Here is a 14,927-nt window from a genome sequence, read left to right as displayed (position 1 = left end):
CGGCGGAGGCTAGAGCAGCTGCAGGGCGCGCACAGCGTCGCGTTCGTCGAGCAGTTCGGCGACGGAGGCGTCGATGCGAGTGCGGGAGAACTCGTCGATCTCCAGGCCGGGAACGATCCGCCAGGCTCCGTCGATGGAGTGCACCGGGAACGATGAGACGAGGCCGGCGGGAACGCCGTACGAGCCATCGGAGACGACCGCGGCAGAAGTCCACCGGTCGCCGGTGCCGTTCACCCAGTCGTGCACATGGTCGAGGGCGGCGCTGGCGGCGGATGCCGCGCTGGACGCGCCGCGCACCTGGATGATCTCGGCGCCGCGCTTGGCCACGCGCGGGATGAACTCCCCGGCGAGCCATGCTTCATCCACCAGGTCGGTGGCCGGCCGGCCGTCGACGGTGGCGTGGCTGATGTCGGGGTACTGGCTGGCGGAGTGGTTGCCCCAGATGGCGACACCGTCGATCACGGTGACCGGAACCTCCAGCGTGCGTGCGAGCTGCGCCACGGCGCGGTTGTGGTCGAGCCTCGTCATCGCGGTGAACCGCTCGGCGGGCACATCCGGGGCGTGCGCGGCGGCGATCAGCGCATTCGTGTTGGCCGGGTTGCCGACCACGAGCACCCGCACGTCGTCGGCGGCGCCCGCGTTGATCGCAGCGCCCTGGGGCCCGAAGATCGCGCCGTTCGCCTCGAGCAGGTCGGCCCGCTCCATGCCGGGGCCGCGCGGGCGTGAGCCGACCAGCAGGGCGATGTTCACCCCGTCGAACGCAGCCGTGGCGTCTTCGGTGACCGTCAGGCTGTTCAGCAGCGGGAACGCGCCGTCCTCCAGTTCGAGGGCGGTGCCTTCGGCCGCCGCCCGCCCCTGCGGGATCTCCAGCAGGCGCAGGTCCACCGGAACATCGGGGCCGAGCAAATGGCCGGCGGCAGCCCGGAACAGCAGCGCGTAGCCGATCTGGCCGCCCGCTCCGGTGACGGTGACAGTGACGGCGGGGCGGGATGCGGTGTTCACGCTGCCAGCTTAAGACGCGGTGGCGCGCATCCACGCTTAGGCTCGGAGCATGCGCACCTTCTACCCCGAAATCGAACCGTACGCATCCGGTCTGCTCGACGTCGGCGACGGGCAGCGGATCCACTGGGAGACCAGCGGGAACCCCGACGGGAAGCCGGTCGTCTTCTTGCACGGCGGGCCCGGCGCGGGAACGAACCCCAGCCAGCGGCGGGCATTCGACCCGGCGAAGTACCGCATCGTGCTGTTCGACCAGCGGGGTTGCGGGCAGAGCCTGCCGCACGCGAGCGACCCCGAGGCGGATCTCAGCAGCAACACCTCCGCGAATCTCGTCGCCGACATCGAGCGGCTGCGGGGGCACCTCGGGGTGGAACGCTGGATGGTGTTCGGCGGTTCCTGGGGCAGCTCGCTGGGGCTCGCCTACGCCGAGACCCACCCGGAGCGTGTGACCGAGCTCATCCTGCGCGGCATTTTCACGCTGCGGAAGATGGAGCTGGACTGGTTCTACGAAGGCGGCGCCGCGGCCCTCTTCCCCGACCTGTGGGAAGGGTTCCTGGAGCCGGTTCCGCCGGCGGAGCGCGGCCACCTCATCGAGGCGTACGGTCGGCTGCTCAACGACCCGAACCCGGCCGTTCACGGGCCCGCCGCCGTCGCCTGGTCGCGCTGGGAGTCGTCGACGATCACCCTGCTGCCCCGGCCGGATGTGGTGGCGACCTTCACACAGCCGAAGTACGCGGTGGCATTCGCCCGCATCGAGAACCACTACTTCCGGCACGGCGGCTGGTGGGAGGAGGGGCAGCTGATCCGCGATGCGGGTCGACTGAGCGGCATCCCCGGTGTGATCGTGCAGGGACGGTACGACGCCTGCACCCCGCCGATGACGGCCTGGGATCTGCACCGGGCGTGGCCGGAGGCCGAGTTCCAGATGATCCCGGATGCGGGGCACGCCTTCGATGAGCCGGGCATCCTTGACGCGCTCATCGAGGCCACCGACCGGTTCGCGGGGTGAGCGACGTGCAGACCGTTCTTCGCAATGTGCGGCCCTGGGGCGCGGCCGCGGCCGATATCCGCATTGCCGACGGGGCGATCGTCGCGGTTGACCCGCACCGGCCGGGCGACGATGTGCTCGCCGGCGATCCGGCGACGCGGTTCATCGACGGGCGCGGGCTTCTGGCCCTGCCCGGGTTCGTGAACGCGCACGCCCACCTCGACAAGAGCTGGTGGGGTAGGCCGTGGGTCTCCTACGGTGGGGTGGCCACGACGCAGGGGCGCATCGAACACGAGCGGGCGCACCGGGGCGAGCTGGGCATCCCGAGCCCGCAGAGCACCGCGGCGCTGCTGCGGGCGCTGGTCTCGCAGGGGGCGACCGCCTTCCGCTCGCACGTCGATGTCGACCTCGGGGTGGGGCTCGACGGCATCGGCGTAGTCCGGGATGCAGTGGCATCGCTCGGCGTGCCGGTCGCGCTGGAGATCGTCGCGTTCCCGCAGGACGGTGTGCTGCGCCGCCCGGGCGTGCTCGACCTGCTCGACCAGGCTGCCGCTGCCGGTGCGGAGCACATCGGCGGGCTCGACCCGGCCTCCATCGACCGCGACCCGGTCGGCCAGCTGGATGCGCTGTTCGACATCGCCGTGCGGCGGGGAGTCGGCATCGACATCCACCTGCACGACGGCGGGGAGCTCGGCGCATTCGAGTACGAGCTGATCATCGAGCGCACGCTGGCCACCGGTCTTGCGGGGCGCGTCAATGTGGCGCACGGTTTCGCCATCGGCGAGGTGGCGCCCGCGCGTCAGCAGGGCCTCATCGAACGGATGCGCGAGGCCGGAGTCTCGATCACGACCGTTGCGCCGATCAACGCTCCGCGACTCCCCCTGGATGCGCTGCGTGCCGCCGGCGTTCCGGTCGGGCTCGGCACCGATGGCATCCGGGACCTGTGGGGTCCGTTCGGCGACGGCGACCCGCTGCGCCTGGCCGCGCGGCTCGCCCAGCTGGCGGGGGCGCGCCGCGACGAGGAGCTCACGGCGGCCGTGCGCCTGGCGACCAGCGACGCCGCCGCGTTCGTGGGCCGCGCGGTGCACGACTTGGTAGTGGGGTCTCCTGCGGACATCGTGCTGGTCGACGCCGAGAACGTTCCGGAGGCGCTCGTCGCGGCTCCGCCGCGCGAGCTGGTGCTCGTCGGCGGGGTCGAATTCGCCTAGCCGCCCGCGCGTCAGCCCGACTACGCACAAAGTAGCCCGCGAGTCCTCGCAAAATCGGCTCGAAACCGTCGAGTCCGCGGATAGTTCGTGGACTCGGCTGGTGGGGCGCGGGGGAAGGGGCTGGGCGGGGGTCAGGCTTGGGCGGAGCGGGGGGCGGGTGCGGCGCCGGCGGTGAGGGCGTCGAGGGCGCGGCGGAGGACGGTGCTCGAGGTGGACATCGTGTAGGGGAAGTAGACGACCTCGACGCCGACGGCGGCGAACTCGCGCTCCAGGCGGAGGCCCTTCTCGGTGCCGCGCCAGTCGTCGCCCTTGAAGAAGACGTCGAACCGGAGCTCGCGCCAGGTGTCGAGCTTGTCCGGAACCGTCTCGGCGACGGCTTCGTCGACGAAACCGATGCTCCCGACGATCTCCAGACGTTCGGCGAGGGGGATGACCGGGTCGATGCCCTTGGTCAGGTGCAGCATTTCGTCCGAGACGACGCCCGCGATCAGGTAGTCGCACTCGCTTTTGGCGTGCTTCAAGATGTTGAGGTGTCCGATATGGAACAGATCGAACGCCCCCGCTGCGTAGCCGACGCGTCGGGTCACGGGCTGCACTCCTCCGGGTTGAGATATCCTCACCTATTCTGTCGCATAAGTGAGAATTTGTCACCCCCGATGGGTGGCCGCCGCTCGGGCTCAGTGCGTGGTCAGCAGTACCGCCGAGATCGCCCGAGTGAGAGGCTGGATCTGCGCGAGCGAGGCCACATAAGCTGCATCCCCGCGCCCGTAGGGATCGAGGATGTCGCCCTCGACATAACCGCGCCGGGTGGTGGCGCCCCGGGTGGTCACACCGGCGCTCGGGCGGTTCGCCGCCGCCCAGGCGACAAGCTCGGCGGCGGTCAGTTCAGCGGGATTCGGGTGGGCGCGCACCGCATCCGCGAACTCGGTCATCGTGAACGCGCGGCGCACGGTGCGCGGGTCGTGCCCGGTGATCCATTCCCGGTGTTCACGGGTCGCGGTGAGCACGAGATCCGACTCGGCGAGGAGGGCCTTCGTGGCCTGCCGGGCGACGAAACCGTCGCTCGGGATGCCCTGCTCGGCCAGCAAGGCGCCCATCGGCGGCGAGATCGGCCAGCCCGACTCCGCATGGGTTCCGGCTGAGCTCACAGCGAAGCGCTCGTCGCCGGCCAGGTCGGCGGCGAACAGCAGATCGGCGGCCGGCGAACGGCAGATGTTGCCGGTGCAGACGGTGAGGATGCGGAAGAGGGAGTCGGGCATGCCGCCATTCTCGCCGAGCGAGACGACATGAGGCGGAACCGAATCTGTCAAGGCCCTGGGAGCAGGCGTCGGCGCGGCACCACGACGCACCGTGCGCATCCTGAATACTGGACGCCAACCAGATCGGGTCGTTCTGCGAGGAGACCGGGGGTTTTCGGCAGGCGACGGACACCCGAAAGGGGGTCAATCGTTATCCGCAGTCGCGTAACACTCCGGTACAGTTGAAAGTTTGCGTTCGCGTCAATACATGCATTCTGCTAGCCTCGCCTGCAGCAATTCAGTAGTCGTTGGTCTCACCTACTGCCCCACCCAACAACGACGACAGCATTGGACAGACACCCCTTATGGTTCGTCAGCCCGCTCACCGCCTCACAACCCCCAAAAAGACTCACCGGCTCGGCTTCGGCATCACCGCCGGAGCGGCGGCCATCGCCCTCGCGGCCTTCGGTCTGCCGGCCCTCGCGGCGAACGCCGCGCCGGTCAGCTACCAGAACGACAAACAGATCGTCTCCGACCCCTTCACCCGTGTGCAGAAGAACGGTTGGGGTGCCGCCCCGGTCGGCGGCGCATACGCCGTGAACAGCCCCCAGGCCTTCTCGGCGAACGGAGCGACCGGCGTCGCGACGGTGCCGCGCCCCGGAGCGTCGCTCAGCGCATCCCTCCCCTCCGCCACGGCCGTCGACACCGACGCCTCGGCCATCGTGACGCTTCCGATGATCCCCACCACTGGCAACGGCGTCTACGCCGGGTTGCAGCTGCGCTCGGCGAAGGGCTCGTACTACCAGGCGACCATCCGAGTGGATGCGTATGCGCGCGTGCTGCTCTCGGTGTCGCGGGTCAACGGCTCGACCGTCGACCAGACTACGCTGGCGGGCGAGAAGCTGGTGGCACAGGGGGTGACCGCCGGTCAGAAGATCGCGATCGACTTCCGGGTGACCGGAAGCGACACGGTGACCACCACCGCGAAGGCCTGGTTCGCCACGCAGCCCGCGCCCGCCTGGCAGGTGTCTGGAACGGATATGACCACCAAACGCCTCAGCGGCGCCGGTTCTGTCGGCGTCTGGACGTATGTGTCCAGCGGCAGCCGAGCCACGGCGGTCTCCTTCGACGATCTGAAGGCCTACTCGCTGAAGTCGGTGCAGCCGGGCCAGCCGACCCCGCCCGCGACCACCACGCCGACCCCGACGCCGACGGTCACGCCCACGCCGACGCCGACACCGACGACGCCCACCACACCGACGACGCCGACCACCCCCACGACGCCGACGGTTCCCACCGCCGACCCGACGATCGACCAGAGCACAGCGCGCGTCGCCACCGGTGCGGCCGCGGTCGGCAGCACCGCATACGCCGTTCCGGCCGGTGCGTACTTCGTGGCCCCGGGCGGCTCGGACGCCACAGCGCGCAGCACCCAGGCCACTCCGTGGCAGACCGTGCAGCACGCCGTCGACGTGGTGCCGAGCGGCTCGACCATCGTGCTGCGCGGCGGCACGTACCACGAGACCGTCACGATCCCGCGCGGCAAGCAGGTCACCATCCAGTCGTACCCGAAGGAGGCCGTCTGGTTCGACGGCAGCCGCACGGTCACCGGCTGGACACGCTCTGGAAGCACCTGGGTGGCCGGCAACTGGAATGTCGCCTTCGACAACAGCCCCACCTACACGCGCGGCGCCCCCGACGGAACCCAGCCCGGCTGGGCGTTCGTGAGCCCCAACTACCCGATGGCGGCGCATCCCGACCAGGTCTGGATCGACGGAGCCGCCCTGACGCAGGTCGCCTCGCGTTCGGCCGTGACCCCCGGCACCTTCTATGTCGACACCGCCGCGAAGCAGCTCGTGCTCGGCTCCGACCCGAACGGCAAGCAGGTGCAGTCCAGCGACACCGTGAAGGCGTTCACCGTGGTCGGCGACGGCACCGTGCTGCGCGGCTTCGGCGTGAAACGGTACGCCCCCTCCGTTCCTGACATGGGTGCGCTGCAGGTGTACGCCAAGGGCGTCACGCTCGAGAACCTCTCGATCACCGACAACGCCACCACCGGGCTCGCGATCGGCGACACCGGCGCGACGGTCACCAACGTCACCGTTGCCCGCAACGGGATGCTCGGCGCCACAGCCACCTACGCCGACGGTCTCAAAGTGACCGGGCTGCTCGCGGCGAACAACAACACCGAGCACTTCAACCGGGCGCCGGTCGCCGGCGGCCTGAAGATCGCCCGCTCCCGCGACATCACCGTGACCCGGAGCAACTTCCTCGGCAACGCCGGCAACGCGCTCTGGTTCGACGAATCGGTCTACAACGCCTCCGTGGCCAACAACGACATCGTCGGCAATGACGGGAACGCACTGGTGGCGGAGATCTCGGCCAAGTTCGCCATCGCCAACAACGTGATCGCGAACAACGGACTGGCCGGGGTGCTGGTCAGCGACACCGGGACGGTCGACATCCGCAACAACACCATCACCGGCAACCAGCGCGACATCAACATCACGCAGGGCACCCGGCGGGCGAGCGACCTCTCCACGGCGGGCCACGACCCGCGACAGAAGCTGCCGGACCCGACGGTCACCTGGATCACCGGCAACATCACCGTGATCAACAATGTGCTGGCGAAGAGCACGGGCAACGCCATCCTGGCCGTGGAGGACTACAGCCACGAGCGGTCGGCGGCGCAGATGGGCATCACGACGAATGGCAACGTCTACCAGCGGTCGAGCACGGCGCTGCCTACGTGGGCGATCGTCTGGTCGCGCGGTCCTGGCGACCCGGCGGTGTACACCTCCATCGCCGCTTTCACGGCGGCGACCGGGCAGGAGAAGTCGTCCCGCGCGATCGACGGCGCGGATGTGCTCACCGGCTTCACGCAGCTCGTGCCCTCGGTCGGTGCCTCCGCCCTGGCGCAGCCGTTGCCAGCCGCGACCGCTGCGCTCACCGGCAAACCGGTCGGTGCCCTGCAGGTCGGAGCCTGGCCCGCGTGAGCCTGCCCCGCGCGGGCCTCCCCGCGTGAGCCTGCCCCGCGTGAGCCTGCCACGCGTGAGCCTGCCCCGCGTGAGCCTGTCGAGCGGTCGCAAACTGTCACTATCTCTGCCGATTCGGCACTGACAACGACAGTTTGCGACCACTCACTCGCGATTTCGGGTGTGAGGTGTGGATAAGTCCGGGGTCCGGCCCCGGGGCCGGGGCGGGAGCGGATGGTCAGCGGGGGCCGGGGCCGGGGCGTCAGCGGGAGCGGATGGTCAGCGGGAGCGGATGGTCAGCGGGAGCGGATCATCCGCGCGGCGGCAAGCACGCCGCCGAGGTCCCGGCGCACGGCCGGCACCAGCAGTGTGGCCAGCGCGTAGACCGCGAGGGCCGCGCCGATCGACGCGGCCACCTGCACGATCGCGCCCCACGGGGTGCACAGCCAGGTGGCCACCCCCGAGGCCACCGCGGTCAGCACGGCGAGAGTGAGGATGCGCCCGGCGCCGGCATAGAGGCGGGCCGTCGGGATCTGCGTGCGGCGCGACAGCCACCAGAGGGAGATCGGCCAGGAGATCGCCGGGGCGATGGCGTAGGCGATCGCGACCCCCATCACGCCGCCGGAGACGCCGATCAGGATGCAGACGATCTTGATGGCCGCGCTCACCAGGGAGTACCGCAGCAGGTCGCCGGTGAGCGCCCGCGAGACGTAGACCCAGTAGCCGACGAAGGCTAGCAGCTGGAAGATTCCGGCGATGGCGAACATGCGCAGGATGGGCGCCGCCTCCGACCAGTGCGGCCCGAGCAGGATCGCGGTGAGTGGTTCCGAGGCGCCGGCGACCAGTGCGAGACCCGCCACGATCGTGTAGCCGAGCGCGAGCTGGCCCCGGCAGAGCCAGTCGTCGAACCGGGCGCGTTCGTGCTTGAGGCGTGAGAACACCGGCAGGGCAACGGTGGTGAGCGGGATGCGCACCTGGTTCAGCGGCGTCATGAGCAGCTGGAACGCCCGGCTGTACACGCCGAGCGTGAGCGGACCGAACCGGATGCCGACGAGCACGTTGTCCACATTGTTGCTGATGTAGCTGACCAGCTGCGAGGCGAGCATGTTCCAGCCGAAGCGGAGGAACCCGCGGATGGACTCGCTGCGTCGGGGGAGGCGAGGGAGCCACCCGGCCGCCGCCACCAGCACGATGAGCAGGACGAGAGCCTGACTGAGCTGCTGAGCGACCAGCGCCCAGTACCCCCAACCGAGCAGCGCGCCGCCGATGGCGATGACCAGCGCCACGGCCGGCGCAGTGATGTCGGCGGAGGCCACCGCGGAGAACTTCAGGCGCCGAACGAGGTCGGCGCGGTACTGCGTGCCGAGGCCGTTGATGAGGAAGGTCAACGAGAGCGCATGCGAGATGGGAACGAGGTCGGGCTGACCGAACGCGGCCGCGATCAGACCGGCGCCGACGAAGACCACCGCCGAGAGGGTGAGGCCGATCGCGGCGTTCACCCAGAAGAGGTTGTCGCGTTGTCCGCGGGTGACGGTGGTGGCCTGGATGGCGGCGGAAGAGAGCCCGAAGTCGCGCACCAGTTCGCCGACGCCGATGATCGCGACGACCATCGCGATGAGTCCGTAGTCGTGGGGGGAGAGCAGGCGTGCCAGCACGACCACCGACACGATCTGCACGAGCACCTTGCCGCCCTGCGCCCCGAGCGTGACCGCGGCTCCGCGGGCGGCCTGAGCGCCGAGCCGCGGCGCGGCCGGTGCACCCCGCCCGGCACGGGCCGGCCCGGTGCGGGCCGGCCCGGTGGGGCGCCCACCGCCGGTGTCGGCGAGGTCCGTGTCGGCGAGTTCGGCATCGGCGAGCTCCGCTTCGGCCAGGGTCTCCTCGGTCAGGGTCTCGGCGGGGGTCGCCGCGGCGAGGTCGGCCGCATCGCCGATGGTCGCAGGGTCGACGACATCGAGGTCGACGGACGGCCCGCGGTCGCTCAGAGCGGATGCGCTCGTCGCTCCTCCGCGCTCGCCGCGGTGGCGGGCGGGCGGGCGTGGCGAGCGCCGGTCGCTCACGGAGTCGGCGCTCCATTGCGGGTACCGGCCGTGTTCGAGGCCGCGCGGCGGCGACGGAAGGTGCCTTTCGCCATCCGGAACGTCTCGCGCAGCCGCGGCAGGGCGAGGTACGTCAGCGAGAAGCCGCGGTAGCGGGGAACGGTCGTCCCGGCGAGACGGGCACCGACGAGGCGCCCGGCGAGGGTGCCGCGGCGCGTCGTTTGGAGGGGTTGCACGCCGGCGAGATCGTCGATGTTCATCGGGGTGACCGAGATGACCCCGGCCTCGACGGCGCGCACCACGATGTCGTAGCCGCGCTCGGTCCGCGCGATGAGCGCGCTGCGGCCGGCACCCTCCGCGAACACGGGGTACCCCTGGGCGTCGGCGCGCCAGAAGTCGGCTGCGGTGATGTCGGCGCTCTCGCCCACACCGTCGGCGCAGACCTTGCACCGCCACTGCACCGCCGGTCCCAGTGTCGACCCCCACGACTCGTCGTAGCTGGCGTCGGCCGACGACCCGTCGCGGCGCACGGCGGTGAACCGCCCGGGCCAGCCCCGGCCCCGGTACCAGAGGTCGGCGAGCGGCTCGCCGGCGGGCACGCCGAGCGACTCGACGAGCGCATCCGTCGCGTGCTGACTCGGTGTTCCGGCGCAGAAGAAAGAGAGGATGACCGGGTCCAGCCCGGGGGCGGTCGCCTCGACCGCCGGCCGGGTGCCGATGAGGGAGCGCACGGCGGACGCCTCGCACGGCTTGCCGACGAACACCGAGCCGTTCTGCACGGCCGCGGGCTGCGCCGCACTCGCCGTCGGGGCGTAGCGGGAGCCGGCCGCCGCGATCGCCTGCTCGCGCGACAGGATCGTGACGCTGACGGTGCGGCGCGGCTCGGCCGGCTCGGCGGTCGCCCCCACCATGCGCGCGGCTTCGCCGGATTCGAGCAGCCAGGCGGCGATGGCGGTGAGCGCGCCGCCGCTCGAACCGCGGTGCCGCGTCTCGGAGTCGGTGGCCCAGGCCTTCCAGGCGCGCACGACCGGGCCCATCGTCGGATGCCGTACTGCGCCGACGGGGTTGGCCGCTCTCACCGTGGCGCCGGGGCAGGCGGCGTCGAAACGGGCGACCGCGTCTGCGACGGGCGCAGCGGGTGTCTCGGTGACCGGCGCGGAGCGTTCGGCCGCCTCCGGCAGGGCCTGGGCATCGGCGGCGCTTCCGCGGCGCACCGGGCGCAGGAACCCGTCGGCGGTCCGCCGCATCTCGAGACCCGGGTCGAGCAGGGCGCAGGCGCCACATCCCGAGCAGTTGCCGGCGCGCACGACGCGGTCGATCGCCGCATCCAGCGCGACGGAGGCCGCGCTCAGCGGCGAGGTCGTCGGAGTCGAGGTGCTCACGCGACCTCCCGCAGCGCCTGCTCGGCGATGGTGAGGGTGGCGTGGGCGCGGGCGAGCGTGCTCACCGCGTCTGCTTCGAGGTCGGGGGAGTCGAGCTCGCGCAGTGTCTCGGCCACCGGGTCGTCGCTGGTGCGCAGGTCGACGGTGTGGGTCCAGCCGAGGTCGGCCAGCAGCGGCGTGAACTTGCGCGAGTACGCCAGCGGGATGGCCGGGGTGCCCACCGAGAGCGCGTTGAGGCAGGCGTGCATGCGCGACCCGATCACGGTCGCGGCCGAGGCGACCGTGGTGCGCACATCGTCGAGACCGGTCGGCACGACCACTTCGGCCTCGGGCGCGACCGTCGCCGAGAACTCGCGGATGGCCGCGATGTCGGAGTCGGGATTGTCGGAGTCGAGCACGTGGGCGAGCAGTGTGACATCGCGCCCGTCGACGCGCAGCGATCGGTACAGCCGGGTGACGGTGGCGCGGTAGGCGTCGGAGTCCACGTGCGGGTTGGGAAACCAGAGCAGCCCGGAGATGTTGAGCACGATGTCCCGGGTCTTCGCGACGGTGGGCCGGGGGAGGGCGAAGACGACGTCGGTGGTGAGCACATCGGGGGTGCGGCCCAGCTCGCTCGCGTGCCCGGCGCTCGCCGAGTCGCGGGCCATCACGAGGGCGGAGCGGCGAAGCGAGTGCCGGCCGATGGCGCGGCCGTGGCGGCTGTCGAACGGCCCGATCGTCTGCGGGCCGAGCACGACCGGAACGCCGGCCTGGCTCGCGAACTCGGCGACGGTGGACATGACGACGAGCCGGCGGGTGCCGTAGATGTCGGCGAAACTGTCGCCGGAGCGGGTGTCGACGACGAGGTCGAACCCGGCCAGCCATTTCTGCATGCCGGCCCGGCCGAGCACGCGCTCCTTCACCAGCGAGCGGACCCGACCGATGGGGAGCTGCGGCACGCGGCGGCCGTAGTTCTGAAAGGTGACTTCGGCATCCGGCCAGACGCGTCGCACGAGCTCGGCCGTGCCGGACCCGAGGGCGCGCACGCCCAGATTGGGTGAGGCGTCGTCGGCCCAGAGAATGAGAACTCGCATGGCAACACTTCCGTCATCGGGTCAACGGATGCGCGGGGCGCGTCCCTCACGCGCCGGGCCCGGCAGCCGCTGCACGGGTGCCTCTAGTTGAGACTTACTCATGTATCTTAGCCACGTGCCCTGCCCGGCGCGCCCCCGGGGGATGACCCCAGTACAGGGCGCGCGGTTCGCGGCCTCCGCCCCGGCAGGCCAAGATGGAGCGCACGGACGCCCGCGTCCGAGAACACACGCGAAAGGGGATGCCGTGGCCGAGCTGATCGTGCAGCAGTCGTTCCCCGAACCGCGCCCCACCACCAACCCGTACCTCGTGATGCTGCGGGACGGCATCCGCACCGTTCCCGGCGTCGAGGTGCGCACGTTCAGCTGGCGAGGGGTGCTCACCAGGCGCTTCGATGTGTTCCACGTGCACTGGCCCGAGATCCTCGTCTCCGGGCACAGTCCGGTGAAGAAGCTGGTCCGCCAGGGACTCACCCTGCTGCTGCTCGGCAAACTCGCCGTGACACGCACGCCGATCGTGCGGACTGTGCACAACCTCGACGTTCCGGACGGCATCTCGCGGCGCGAGAAATGGCTGCTGCGGTTGATCGACCGGCGCACGACCCTGCGCATCCGGCTCAACCCGCTCACGCCGATGCCGCCGCAAGCCGCGTTCGAGACCATCGTGCACGGGCACTACCGCGGCTGGTACGCGCCTCACCCGCGCTCGCCGCGTGTGGCCGGCCGTCTCGCCTATGTCGGTCTCGTTCGGCGGTACAAAGGCGTGGACGCGCTGGTCACGGCGTTCCATGCGGCATTCGGCGGACCAGAGGGCGCCGAACCCGTCTCCCTGACCGTCGGAGGCAAGCCGTCGTCAGCCGAACTCGTGGAGCAGTTACGGTCCCTGGCCGCCGGCGACGGGCGGATCGCCCTGCATTTCTCCTTCCTCAGCGACGCAGAACTCGTGGAAGCCGTGACCCGGGCCGAGATCGTGGTGCTGCCGTACCGCGAGATGCACAACTCCGGCGGCGCCCTCTCTGCGCTCTCGCTCGGCCGGCCCGTGCTGGTGCCCGACAACGAGGTGAACCGGATGCTCGCGGCCGAGGTCGGCGAACCGTGGGTTCTCCGCTACGACGGCGAGCTCACCCCCGCAGCCCTCGAGTCCGCCCTTGCACAGGTGCGAACCCTGTCTGCGGACGCCGGACCGGACCTCAGCCGCCGCGAATGGGACGACGCCGGTCGCGCCCACGTCGCAGCCTACCGACGCGCCATCGCCCTGCTGCGCTGAGCGCGCATCCCGCACGGACACGCTGACCGCCCCTCCGCACGGAGACGGGAGGGGTCAGCGGGTGAAGCGGCCCTCGAAGACGGGGGCGCCGGTGGCGAGTGCGGCCGTGAGCGAGCGGGCGTGGAGACCGAGCCCGGCGTAGCCGTCGAGCACGCGGACGAGCAGATCGGCCCGGTCGAGGAGGGGCGGCGTTCCGTCGTCGACACCGTCGAGGGCGTCGGCGAAATTGTCGTGGGCGAGCAGGATCGCGCCGCGCATGGCACCGGTCAGTGCGGCGGTGACCCGCTGCTCCTGGTCGAAGTCGCCCCGGGAGTCCCCCGTGGACGGACCCCACAGCACCGGCGTCATCCCGGCGGCCCGGATGGCGCGCCAGACGCCGAACGTCTGATGCCCGTACGGTGGGCGGAACCACGGCACCGGCCGGCCCGCCGCATCTTCGAGCTCGCGGCGTCCGTCGTGCATCCGGCGGCGCACCTCGTCGAGAGGGAAGGTCGTGAGGTCGCGGTGGTCCACGCCGTGCAGAGCCACTTCATGGCCGGCGGCGACCACCTCGGCGAGCAGACCGGGGTCGGCACGCACGCGGCTGAGCAGCATGAAGAAGGTGGCCGTGGCCCCCCGTTCGGCGAGGACGGCGAGGATGCGGTCGGTGCTCCCGGCGACGGGCCCGTCGTCGTAGGTCAGCACGAACTCCGGGGCGTCCGTGCGCACCGCCATCACCGTTCCGGCGAACGAGGTGGCTTTGCGCACCAGGGTGGCGGCTGTGCTTCTGGCGCTCACGGCGTCGTCTCCGTTCTGGCGTACTCCTGGTAGACCATGCCGGCGGCGCCAGAGATCATGCCGCCGCCGCGCCAGACGGCGCGGGCACCGCGGGCCTGGTGGCGCAGGGAGCGGGACAGCATCCCGAACGCCCAGCGCAGCCCGCCGCCGGCGACGCGCGCGGCACCGCCGACCACACCGGTCACCCGGGCGGCGAGGGAGTGGGCACCGCCGCCGGCCAGCCGCACACGCAGAACGCTCGCCGAGTTGCCGTGGCTCCAGGCGCGTCGGAGCACCCAGCGCCGTGTCATGCGGTCGAGGGGGACGAGGTCGGTGATCACGGATTCGTCACACCAGACCATGCGGCGCCCGGCCGCGTGGAGCTGACGGCTGAAGAGGGTGTCCTCGCCACCGCTGAGGCCGAGGTCGTCGGCGAAACGCACACCCGACTCGCGCACCTGGTCGAGGTCGAGCAGCAGGTTGCCCGCAGCGGCGACGTCGATGGCGCTGCCGGTGGGCATGCTGCGGCGCACGAAGAACGAGCCGGCCGCCAGCCAGGGGTCGAGCTCGCCGGCGAACGCGGCGACGACCCTCCCCGAGACGGCGGCGGGGCGCCCGGCGGCCGCCCAGGTGCGGAGCAGGTGGCGCAGCCAGCCGTCGTGGGGGTGCTCGTCGTCGTCGATGAAGGCCAGCAGGCGGGAGCTATCCGTCTCGTCCAGCGCCCGGTTGCGCACCGCCGAGATGCCCGGATGCGCCTCGATCACGTAGCGGAGGCGGCTGTCGCCGACGCCCGCCACTGCCGTCCGCCCGCTGCCGTCGGGATCGTTGTCGACGACGAGGACGTCGACAGTGAACCGCGGGGAGGCACCGTCGACGGTGAGCTGCGCAACCTCGTCGGCGTGCGCGAGAAGCATGGGGAGCAGCGTGGTCAGCTCGGCTGGACGGTGGAACGTCGGCACGGCTATCGTCACTCTCACCGGCTCGTCCGGTTGCACTGTCTCCACCCCC

The 14,927-nt window shown here is 71.3% G+C and carries 12 protein-coding genes; 4 read left to right on the top strand and 8 right to left on the bottom strand.

Going from position 1 to position 14,927, the window contains the following annotated elements; all coding sequences use genetic code 11:
• Positions 1–9: 9 nt before the first annotated feature.
• A complete protein-coding gene (locus K5L49_RS09995; RefSeq protein ID WP_223692416.1) occupies positions 10–1,002 on the bottom strand; it encodes a malate dehydrogenase in 993 nt (330 codons plus the stop codon).
• Positions 1,003–1,051: 49 nt separating this feature from the next.
• Between K5L49_RS09995 and pip the strand changes: the two genes are divergently transcribed.
• Both pip and K5L49_RS09985 read left to right on the top strand, forming a co-directional pair.
• Entirely contained in the window at positions 1,052–2,008 is a 957-nt protein-coding gene (gene pip / locus K5L49_RS09990; RefSeq protein WP_223692415.1) for a prolyl aminopeptidase, read from the top strand.
• On the top strand, positions 2,005–3,195 hold the full coding sequence (locus K5L49_RS09985; protein WP_223692413.1) for an amidohydrolase: 1,191 nt from the start codon (positions 2,005–2,007) through the stop codon (positions 3,193–3,195). Before pip ends, K5L49_RS09985 begins: the two co-directional genes overlap by 4 nt.
• A 131-nt stretch (positions 3,196–3,326) precedes the next feature.
• Here the strand turns inward: K5L49_RS09985 and K5L49_RS09980 are convergent, their stop codons facing one another.
• Together K5L49_RS09980 and K5L49_RS09975 are read right to left on the bottom strand one after the other, a co-directional pair.
• The gene (locus K5L49_RS09980) at positions 3,327–3,782 is read right to left on the bottom strand and encodes an adenylyltransferase/cytidyltransferase family protein (protein ID WP_223692412.1); all 456 of its coding nucleotides are present in this window, start codon (positions 3,780–3,782) and stop codon (positions 3,327–3,329) included.
• Positions 3,783–3,872: 90 nt separating this feature from the next.
• On the bottom strand, positions 3,873–4,454 hold the full coding sequence (locus K5L49_RS09975; protein WP_223692410.1) for an arsenate reductase/protein-tyrosine-phosphatase family protein: 582 nt from the start codon (positions 4,452–4,454) through the stop codon (positions 3,873–3,875).
• Positions 4,455–4,798: 344 nt separating this feature from the next.
• Between K5L49_RS09975 and K5L49_RS09970 the strand changes: the two genes are divergently transcribed.
• Positions 4,799–7,429 (top strand): right-handed parallel beta-helix repeat-containing protein, encoded by a 2,631-nt coding sequence (locus K5L49_RS09970; RefSeq protein ID WP_223692409.1) that lies wholly within the window; start codon positions 4,799–4,801, stop codon positions 7,427–7,429.
• A gap of 275 nt (positions 7,430–7,704) precedes the next feature.
• Here K5L49_RS09970 and K5L49_RS09965 read toward each other — a convergent pair whose 3' ends face one another.
• Genes K5L49_RS09965 through K5L49_RS09955 form a run of 3 tightly spaced genes read right to left on the bottom strand, consistent with a single transcriptional unit; the run spans position 7,705 to position 11,899 of the window.
• Positions 7,705–9,465 carry a lipopolysaccharide biosynthesis protein gene (locus K5L49_RS09965; protein ID WP_223692407.1) on the bottom strand — a complete coding sequence of 587 codons (1,761 nt, stop codon included), beginning with the start codon at positions 9,463–9,465 and terminating at the stop codon, positions 7,705–7,707.
• A complete protein-coding gene (locus K5L49_RS09960) occupies positions 9,462–10,826 on the bottom strand; it encodes a Coenzyme F420 hydrogenase/dehydrogenase, beta subunit C-terminal domain (protein WP_223692406.1) in 1,365 nt (454 codons plus the stop codon). Before K5L49_RS09960 ends, K5L49_RS09965 begins: the two co-directional genes overlap by 4 nt.
• The gene (locus K5L49_RS09955) at positions 10,823–11,899 is read right to left on the bottom strand and encodes a polysaccharide pyruvyl transferase family protein (RefSeq protein ID WP_223692404.1); all 1,077 of its coding nucleotides are present in this window, start codon (positions 11,897–11,899) and stop codon (positions 10,823–10,825) included. Before K5L49_RS09955 ends, K5L49_RS09960 begins: the two co-directional genes overlap by 4 nt.
• A 244-nt stretch (positions 11,900–12,143) precedes the next feature.
• On the opposite strand from K5L49_RS09955, the gene K5L49_RS09950 reads away from it, so the two are divergent.
• Complete coding sequence (locus K5L49_RS09950; RefSeq protein ID WP_223692403.1) at positions 12,144–13,163, top strand: glycosyltransferase; 1,020 nt, start codon at positions 12,144–12,146, stop codon at positions 13,161–13,163.
• A 54-nt stretch (positions 13,164–13,217) separates the two neighbouring features.
• Here K5L49_RS09950 and K5L49_RS09945 read toward each other — a convergent pair whose 3' ends face one another.
• Entirely contained in the window at positions 13,218–13,940 is a 723-nt protein-coding gene (locus tag K5L49_RS09945) for a polysaccharide deacetylase family protein (RefSeq protein WP_223692401.1), read from the bottom strand.
• Positions 13,937–14,923, bottom strand: coding sequence for a glycosyltransferase family 2 protein (locus K5L49_RS09940; RefSeq protein WP_223692399.1), 987 nt, complete (start codon positions 14,921–14,923; stop codon positions 13,937–13,939). The genes K5L49_RS09945 and K5L49_RS09940 overlap by 4 nt, the downstream gene beginning before the upstream one ends.
• Between the last annotated feature and the right edge of the window lie 4 nt (positions 14,924–14,927).

Origin of the sequence: Leifsonia poae, from assembly GCF_020009625.1 — a bacterium.
GTDB lineage: Bacteria > Actinomycetota > Actinomycetes > Actinomycetales > Microbacteriaceae > Leifsonia > Leifsonia poae_A.
This window is presented reverse-complemented; position numbering and strand designations above follow the sequence as displayed.

Excerpts from the sequence above, each read along its gene's own strand:
- K5L49_RS09970 (WP_223692409.1), top strand. The coding sequence starts at position 4,799 with ATGGTTCGTCAGCCCGCTCACCGCCTCACAACCCCCAAAAAGACTCAC.
- K5L49_RS09955 (WP_223692404.1), bottom strand. The coding sequence starts at position 11,899 with ATGCGAGTTCTCATTCTCTGGGCCGACGACGCCTCACCCAATCTGGGC.
- K5L49_RS09975 (WP_223692410.1), bottom strand. The coding sequence starts at position 4,454 with ATGCCCGACTCCCTCTTCCGCATCCTCACCGTCTGCACCGGCAACATC.
- pip (WP_223692415.1), top strand. The coding sequence starts at position 1,052 with ATGCGCACCTTCTACCCCGAAATCGAACCGTACGCATCCGGTCTGCTC.